General features: G+C 43.9%; 10 protein-coding genes. 1 reads left to right on the top strand and 9 read right to left on the bottom strand.

The genetic code is table 11. From position 1 onward, the window contains the following. Positions 1-54: 54 nt before the first annotated feature. Genes QMD66_00390 through hslO form a run of 3 tightly spaced genes read right to left on the bottom strand, consistent with a single transcriptional unit; the run spans position 55 to position 2,075 of the window. Entirely contained in the window at positions 55-522 is a 468-nt protein-coding gene (locus QMD66_00390) for a hypothetical protein (GenBank protein ID MDI6821330.1), read from the bottom strand. Next, positions 519-1,151 carry a haloacid dehalogenase gene (locus tag QMD66_00395; GenBank protein MDI6821331.1) on the bottom strand — a complete coding sequence of 211 codons (633 nt, stop codon included), beginning with the start codon at positions 1,149-1,151 and terminating at the stop codon, positions 519-521. Before QMD66_00395 ends, QMD66_00390 begins: the two co-directional genes overlap by 4 nt. Before the next feature lie 18 nt (positions 1,152-1,169). Beyond that, entirely contained in the window at positions 1,170-2,075 is a 906-nt protein-coding gene (gene hslO, locus QMD66_00400) for an Hsp33 family molecular chaperone HslO (GenBank protein ID MDI6821332.1), read from the bottom strand. Positions 2,076-2,700: 625 nt separating this feature from the next. On the opposite strand from hslO, the gene QMD66_00405 reads away from it, so the two are divergent. Next, positions 2,701-3,855, top strand: coding sequence for a pyridoxal phosphate-dependent aminotransferase (locus QMD66_00405; GenBank protein ID MDI6821333.1), 1,155 nt, complete (start codon positions 2,701-2,703; stop codon positions 3,853-3,855). On the opposite strand, the gene hpt is transcribed toward QMD66_00405, so the two are convergent. From hpt to QMD66_00435, 6 genes are all read right to left on the bottom strand, one after another. Further along, positions 3,852-4,409, bottom strand: a complete 558-nt coding sequence (gene hpt, locus QMD66_00410) for a hypoxanthine phosphoribosyltransferase (GenBank protein ID MDI6821334.1) — start codon at positions 4,407-4,409, stop codon at positions 3,852-3,854. The two genes, QMD66_00405 and hpt, sit on opposite strands and share 4 nt — an antisense overlap. A 42-nt stretch (positions 4,410-4,451) precedes the next feature. Then, on the bottom strand, positions 4,452-4,631 hold the full coding sequence (locus tag QMD66_00415) for a hypothetical protein (protein MDI6821335.1): 180 nt from the start codon (positions 4,629-4,631) through the stop codon (positions 4,452-4,454). Between the two features lie 2 nt (positions 4,632-4,633). Next, positions 4,634-4,888, bottom strand: coding sequence for a hypothetical protein (locus QMD66_00420; GenBank protein ID MDI6821336.1), 255 nt, complete (start codon positions 4,886-4,888; stop codon positions 4,634-4,636). 95 nt (positions 4,889-4,983) lie between these two features. Next, positions 4,984-5,238: a hypothetical protein gene (locus QMD66_00425; GenBank protein ID MDI6821337.1), complete on the bottom strand. Its 255-nt coding sequence runs from the start codon at positions 5,236-5,238 to the stop codon at positions 4,984-4,986. 157 nt (positions 5,239-5,395) lie between these two features. Further along, positions 5,396-5,668, bottom strand: coding sequence for a hypothetical protein (locus QMD66_00430; protein MDI6821338.1), 273 nt, complete (start codon positions 5,666-5,668; stop codon positions 5,396-5,398). 87 nt (positions 5,669-5,755) lie between these two features. Beyond that, positions 5,756-6,859: hypothetical protein (locus QMD66_00435; protein ID MDI6821339.1), on the bottom strand; the 1,104-nt coding region annotated here is incomplete at its 5' end.

A 6,859-nucleotide genomic window follows, 5' to 3' on the forward strand; every position in this document is an offset into this window, starting at 1 on the left:
AAATTGTTGAGTCGCAGCTAAATCCCATTAGGATGGGGACAATTTACGACCCATCTATAGTTTCCCCGATTTTTTAACCCAGGAAGGACAGGTCTTCTGAAGACCGTGCTTACTATCGGAGACCTCAAGGGGTATCAAATTTAAATTACACTTTCCCGAAAAATGACGACACTTAAGACAACCCGACCAGGAGATATGCCAAGGGATGGTCTTGAGATGAGCTAAATACTCTTTGAAATGTTGAGGCAACAAATCTTGAAATTTCTCTCGGGCTTCGATCATGCGATCAAAATCTATGGCTGAACACAACTCCGAGAGAAGACAAAGTCGAGTCAACAATTCAAGGCGCTTGGATTTATCTTGGCGCTTGTTTAATTCACTGACGAGTTTATCTATCTCCTTCTCCAAGATGGAAATTTGCTCCCCTACATCCTCGCTCTTCCTCATGAGTTTCTTTTGAATTTTTCCTATTTTTTCAGCTTTCTGCCAATTCCTTCTCGATATCCAAAAGATATCCCTCACTTCTTCTTTAGTCCCTCTTCCAATCTGGCAATCGATTTTTGGAGCTCGCTCTGGCGGAGGGCTGTGGTCAAATCGCCGCGCGTTTTCTGGATTATGGATTGAGCAATGTCAGCGGTTCTCCTTAAGCCGCGGGTGATAGCCTCCGGATAATCGAATGAAACCAACGCGTAGTACAGGTCGTCCATGACTTTAAGCAATTCTTCACCCCGCTTGAGATTACCCTCCCTGATGATGTCCAAGATATGTCTTCTTAGCTCCCCGATCGCTTCGCCCAATCCATTGAGGAATTGTGGATACCCGACACCAATCTCATCTGGATCGGGCAGGGATCCCCCATGAATTAAAGCTAAAGTGACCATGGCTTCAGCATACTCCTTTTGGGCATCTTGAAAAAACCCAGCATAATAGATATCTTTGTGCTCCTTGAGTAAATTCTCGGCTTTATCCAAAGCCTCCTTCACCTCAACCAGCAACTCCTCGGCCTCTGAAAATTCGCCCCGATGGATGGCTCTTATGGCGTTGCTGGAAGCCCTAATGGCTTGACGAGAAAAGGAAAGTCCCTTTTCCCTGGCTAAATTCTTGGAGTCGAAATTCTCCCGAATTTTTGTGCAAATTTGCGCCAAACCCATCGATATTCCCCCTTAAGACTAATGAATTTTATGAAGACCTTTCCTTCGCTTCACTTCGGTTAAAATATCCCTCAACTCTAAAAGGCTAAAAACATATTCTTCATTACAGAAATTGCACCACATCTCCACCTCCCGTTTTTTGAACAACATATCCTCAACTTCCTTTATCCCCAAAGCAATCAGAGCCTCCCTACACTTCTCCTTTGAGCACCTACATTTAAATTGAATATTCTTTATCTGATTGATATTCAAAGTAAAACCCTTCAACACTTTCTGTAGCATCCCTTCGGGTGTTTTCTCCTCAAGAAGGAGCTGGCTACAGGAGGGCAAATTTTTCAAATTTTCCTCGATCTCACCGATGACTTCCTCGCTCACGCCAGCTACAGGCTGAATGAGAAATCCCCCTGCGACTTTAACGGAGTTATCCTCATCAACCATGACACCCAAGACAGTCGCCGACGGTTGCTGTTCCGAAACGGCGAAATAATGGGTGATATCCTTGGCAATTTCTCCCGAAATCAAGGGCACGCATCCCGTATAGGGTTCTTTCAAACCCAAATCCTTAACCACACAAAGCACTCCTTCTTTTCCCATAGCCCTGGCCACATCCAACTTTCCTCCTCGAATCGGAAGGTGAATATGAGGTCTTCTTACAAAGCCGCGGACATTCCCCATAGCATCCGCCTCAACCACTATCTCCTCCAAAGGTCCATTACACAAAATTTGAATTGTCAGCTTTTGGGGAGGCTGCAATAAACTGCCCATCAGTACACCAGCGGTGAGAGTCCGACCTAAAGCGGCGGTTGCCGTGGGATAAGTCCTATGTTTTCTTCGGGCTTCTTCCACCAAATTTGTGGTTATGGCAGCTACTGCTCCCAAACCTTCAGGGGTAACGGCTCTCACTAAATAATCCCTCAAATACATCCCACTTCCCTAAACAAATCTGACCTGCCTGCCGGTAGGCAGGGCTCCCGAGCTTCAGAGCTATGAGCTTTACATGGTTCACCGTAAAAATTAAGTGTTGCCAATGCGCATGAACCTTACACCTTGAACCTTCAACCTCGAACCTAGAACCTAAATTTGTTGCTTTCTTCGCCTCAGACGAATTATGTCTAACCTATAAGCCACTTGTATCATATTTTACCTCATATCATTGATCCCTTGAAGAAATTCCGGGATCAAGAAGCTCAAAGGATTATAGAAAGAAAATCCCATCCGAATAGGATGGGAATATTAAGGCCCCAAATAGCTTTTGGCTCCTATCTTTCGAGTTTCCCCTACTTGATATTTGCCTCCCACTACTTGGGGCCAATTGTAAACATACCACGCCACATGACTCTTGTCAAGAAAATTCACAAATATTTTTTTCTTGCACTTTCTCTCCCGTTCCATATATGCTAAACACTGCACCAGTTTCAAATTTAAAATTTAAAAATCAAAATGCAAAATGACCTGTCTGCCGAGAGGCAACTGAATTGAGGGAGGGGTAGGTGTGTGTTTATAATACACTTTGACCTCTGCATTTTGAATTTATGATGGGGAGGGAAAAATGATATCGGAAAGAGCCCAAAAAATACCACCTTTCATCGTCATGGACATTTTAGAGAGAGCCCAAGCCATGCAGAGAAAGGGAGAAAATATCATCCACCTGGAAATAGGTGAGCCGGATTTTGATACACCCGATTGCATAAAAGAAGCCGCATACAAAGCATTGAAAGAGGGGAAAACGGGTTACACTCACAGTCTGGGGCTCCCTGAACTTAGGGAAGCCATCTCGGAACACTATTACAGGAAATACAATGTAGAGGTAGCACCCGATCAAATAGTCATAACCTCTGGTACATCCCCAGCTATGTTCTTAATCTTCTCCGTTTTACTCAATCCCGGCAACGAAGTAATTTTATCCAACCCTTGCTACGCTTGCTATCCCAATTTCGTTGAATTCCTGGATGGCATCCCAATTTACATCAATGTCTATGAAGAGGATGGATTTCAGTATCGAGCGGAGAGGATAAGGGGAAAAATCAATCCCAAAACGAAGGCGATCTTCATCAATTCTCCATCGAATCCCACAGGTAACCTATTATCGTTGAAAGTCATGGAAGAAATCGCGGAAATTGCCCATAAGAATTGCTTCGTCGTTTCCGATGAAATTTACCACGGTTTGGTATATGAGGGAAGAGAGCATTCCATCTTAGAATTCACCGATGAGGCCTTTGTCCTCAATGGATTTTCCAAAACCTATGCCATGACTGGCTGGAGGCTGGGATATGTAATTGCCCCCAAAGAGTTCATAAGACCAATGCAAAAAATACAGCAAAACTTCTTCATTTCGGCGAATAACTTCGTTCAATGGGCGGGAATCGCCGCTCTGAAAGAAGCTGGAGCAGATGTCAAGAGGATTGTCAAAATCTACAATCAAAGGAGGAAATATATCATCCCTAAGCTGAGAGAGATTGGATTCGGCATAAAAGTCGAGCCCACAGGCGCTTTCTATGTCCTGGCAAACGCAAAACATTTTGGTAATGATTCATACAAGTTAGCCCTTGAGATTCTAGAAAATGCAAAAGTCGCGGTCACTCCAGGCATCGACTTTGGAGATAATGCGGAAGGGTATATTCGTTTCTCCTATGCCAACTCGCTAGAGAACATAACAGAAGGTATGAATCGGCTGGAGAAACACTTGAAGGGGAAAAACCGTTAGTCCTCTTCAACGAGAGAGGCTACGTAGGGGAGATTTCTGTAGCGCTCTGCATAATCAAGTCCATAACCTACGACGAAGACGTTGGGAATAGTAAAACCCACATAATCTATGTTTATGGGTACCTCTCGGCGTTCCTTTTTATCCAGAAGCGCACAGACCTTGAGGCTCGCTGGTTCTTTGGAGGCCAAGTAATCGAGAATGAATTTCAGAGTGTGACCAGTATCCACAATATCTTCCACCACAAGGACGTGTCTTCCATGAGCATCGACTTCAAGTTCTTTGGTAATCCTTACTTTCCCGGTGGTCTTCGTTCTTCGCCCATAGCTTGAGGTGGCCATAAAATCTATTTTTAATGGAATTGAGAGGTGCTTTAATAAATCCCCCAGGAACATGAAGGCACCTTTTAAGATGCATACCATCAAAAGATCTTTCTCTCTATAGTCTAAGGATATCCTACTCGCAAGTTCCTTAACCCTGGATTGGATTTGTTCTTGAGAGATGAGAACTTTTCCGACTTTCAAATTCGCCTCACAAATTCGCCCTTTTTGAGACATCTCAATTTTACTGCCCGCCCGCCATGCAAGCAAGGCGTGCTTTTAACCTTTATCCCGTAATTCCTCCTTGTGTTTAATGAAGATTGGGCAGGACTCGCAATTGGGATAAACATGGCATAGACAACCCTGCTTAATTTCCCAACAGTCTATTCGCCTCTCATAGGCTGGACATTTTATGTAGTGGCTCGCCGGACATCCCTTTAAATCCCAGCAATTTCGCATTTCTATCCCCCCTGTCTCTTTCTTTTAATCCCATTTCGAATTCTTTCTTCCAATTCTTTTTCGCTTTTCACTGCCGATACATCGATTCCCAGCTCCATGAATACCGAGAGAGCCGCTCGAATGATTTTCGTTCTGGGTAATTTATAGCCACCACTGAATTTCATCTGATAGGATAGGTCATCGAGGAATTCAACTTGAGGTCTTGTTAAAAATGTGGAAACACGCTGTAAAGATTCAAATTTTTCTTCACTCAGCATTCCCTTGACCACCTTGCAAAAATTTGCAAATTTGCAATTAATTATAGATGATAATGTGCTTTTGGTCAAGGGTTATTTTACACTAAGGCACCGGTCTATTTTTGCCTTTTACCCCTGTATTGAGCCTTTGCCTCCATTATTCTTTCTTTTAACTCATCCTCATCCTTGACACCAGTAACATCTATATCCAGTTGCATAAGAGTTTTTATTGCTGCTCTAACGATGGCTGTATTGGCGAGCTTACGTCCACCAGAAACTTTGGATTTTAGACTCAAATTCTCCAAGTAACTGAACATCTCTTCGGGCATGGTTATGGGCACACGGAGATAGTTCTTCCTACTCTTCTTCATTTATCACACTCCCCTCAAAGCTTTTCAGAGCTTTTTTAAATTATATGGCTATATGAAATATTTTTCTACCATACAGTTTTTTAATAGTTTGGTCAAGTGTTCAGCTGTCCAGAAAAAAAGAAAGCTGCTAGAGAGGTATATGGAGAGGGTGAACGGACTATTTATCTTCGCCGCCTGAGGTTTTACCCGATTCTTCCAAGGGAAAGATCATGATAATATCCTCTCTATTGACGGCCACGAAACTTAAATTATATAAGACTTTATCCTCAGTGGCGTGAAGGATCTTGGCATCAGTGATGGGGAAAAAATCTTTTGTCTTGACATTTACGATATCTGTGAGGCGGCTTCCCCGCAGAATATACATATCCCCCTCTATCCTGTAAAGAGGAGTACATATCACCACTCTGACCTTCTCCTTCTCTGTATACATTTATAACTCCTCCCAAATTTAATCCATTTTAGTTATCGGCTTAATCAACGCCAAAGATTAGCGGGAAGATGAAATTGTGAGAAATTTTTATATCAGAAAGAGACATATGGCCAATACCATCACCATCATGACTATCACCAAAACATTGAAGCTCATATCACGAGTGTACTCCCGGATAGCCGCTCTTGTTTCAGCGACTTTGCGCTGGGTAACGTACCTCTCCACCGTCCAGGGAACCCTTTCCTCAGTAACAGCTTCCGCAAGGATACGCAACATCGTCCTCAACCAATCCATCGATTTGTGCCAAAGTGTTTCCTCCACAGCTCGATAGCCGACTTGAACTCGCCTGTATTCCGCCGTGACTTTCTTTAATATTATATCCATTGCCTCCTCAGTCACCTTCGATTCCGCCAATTTTCTATATTCGGATAAACTTCTCTGCATCATAACACCCAAAGCCTCCGCGGTGGGACCCTTCGCCTCAGCCATTCTATCCGCAACCTCTCTGACAACACCCGCAATTATATCGATACTCGCCGCCGCGGGTTTCTTTGCCACTTTGACGCTGGCTTCCTTTATAACCTCTCTTATCTCCTCCAGTTTCTCCCCGGTGGTGAGCTCGACCTCAGCTCCCTTTGCACCGGCTTCTCTCAGTACATCGACCAACCTCATGAGATCCACAAGTCTCCTTCTTCTCTCAGCCGCAGGTAACCCCGCTTCTGCCATCCTCAATATCGCCTCTCTGAACATATCGAGTTCCGCCTGGGCTATGGCCTCCGCTTCTTTCGTGGCCTCTCCCCTTACATGAGCAAGCTTCTTTCTCCTCTCCTCAGGGGGTACTTCCGCTCTTATCATCTCAAGAGTCGCTTGCCTCACCGCCTTTCTAACCATGGCTATTTTTCTCTCCTCTAATGTTTCAAGAAGTTCCCTTCTCTCGACAGCGACCTCTTCCTCCTCAGGCAAACCAAATATGACAGGGACCACCACATCTTGGAATCTTCTTTTGTATTTCGTTATTTGCCTAGGCATCGATAGGAAGGCATCGGCCAACACATAATAGGATTTGTTCACTCCATCAGAAATTCTAGCTGAAATTGTGGAGATTATGAAGACAAAAGCTTGAGAAAGCTTTAGGTAGGATTTGTTCACTCCATCAGAAATTCTAGCTGAAATTGTGGAGATTATGAAGAC

The sequence above is a fragment of the Actinomycetota bacterium genome, from assembly GCA_030018275.1.
Classification (GTDB): Bacteria; Actinomycetota; Aquicultoria; order Subteraquimicrobiales; family Subteraquimicrobiaceae; genus Subteraquimicrobium.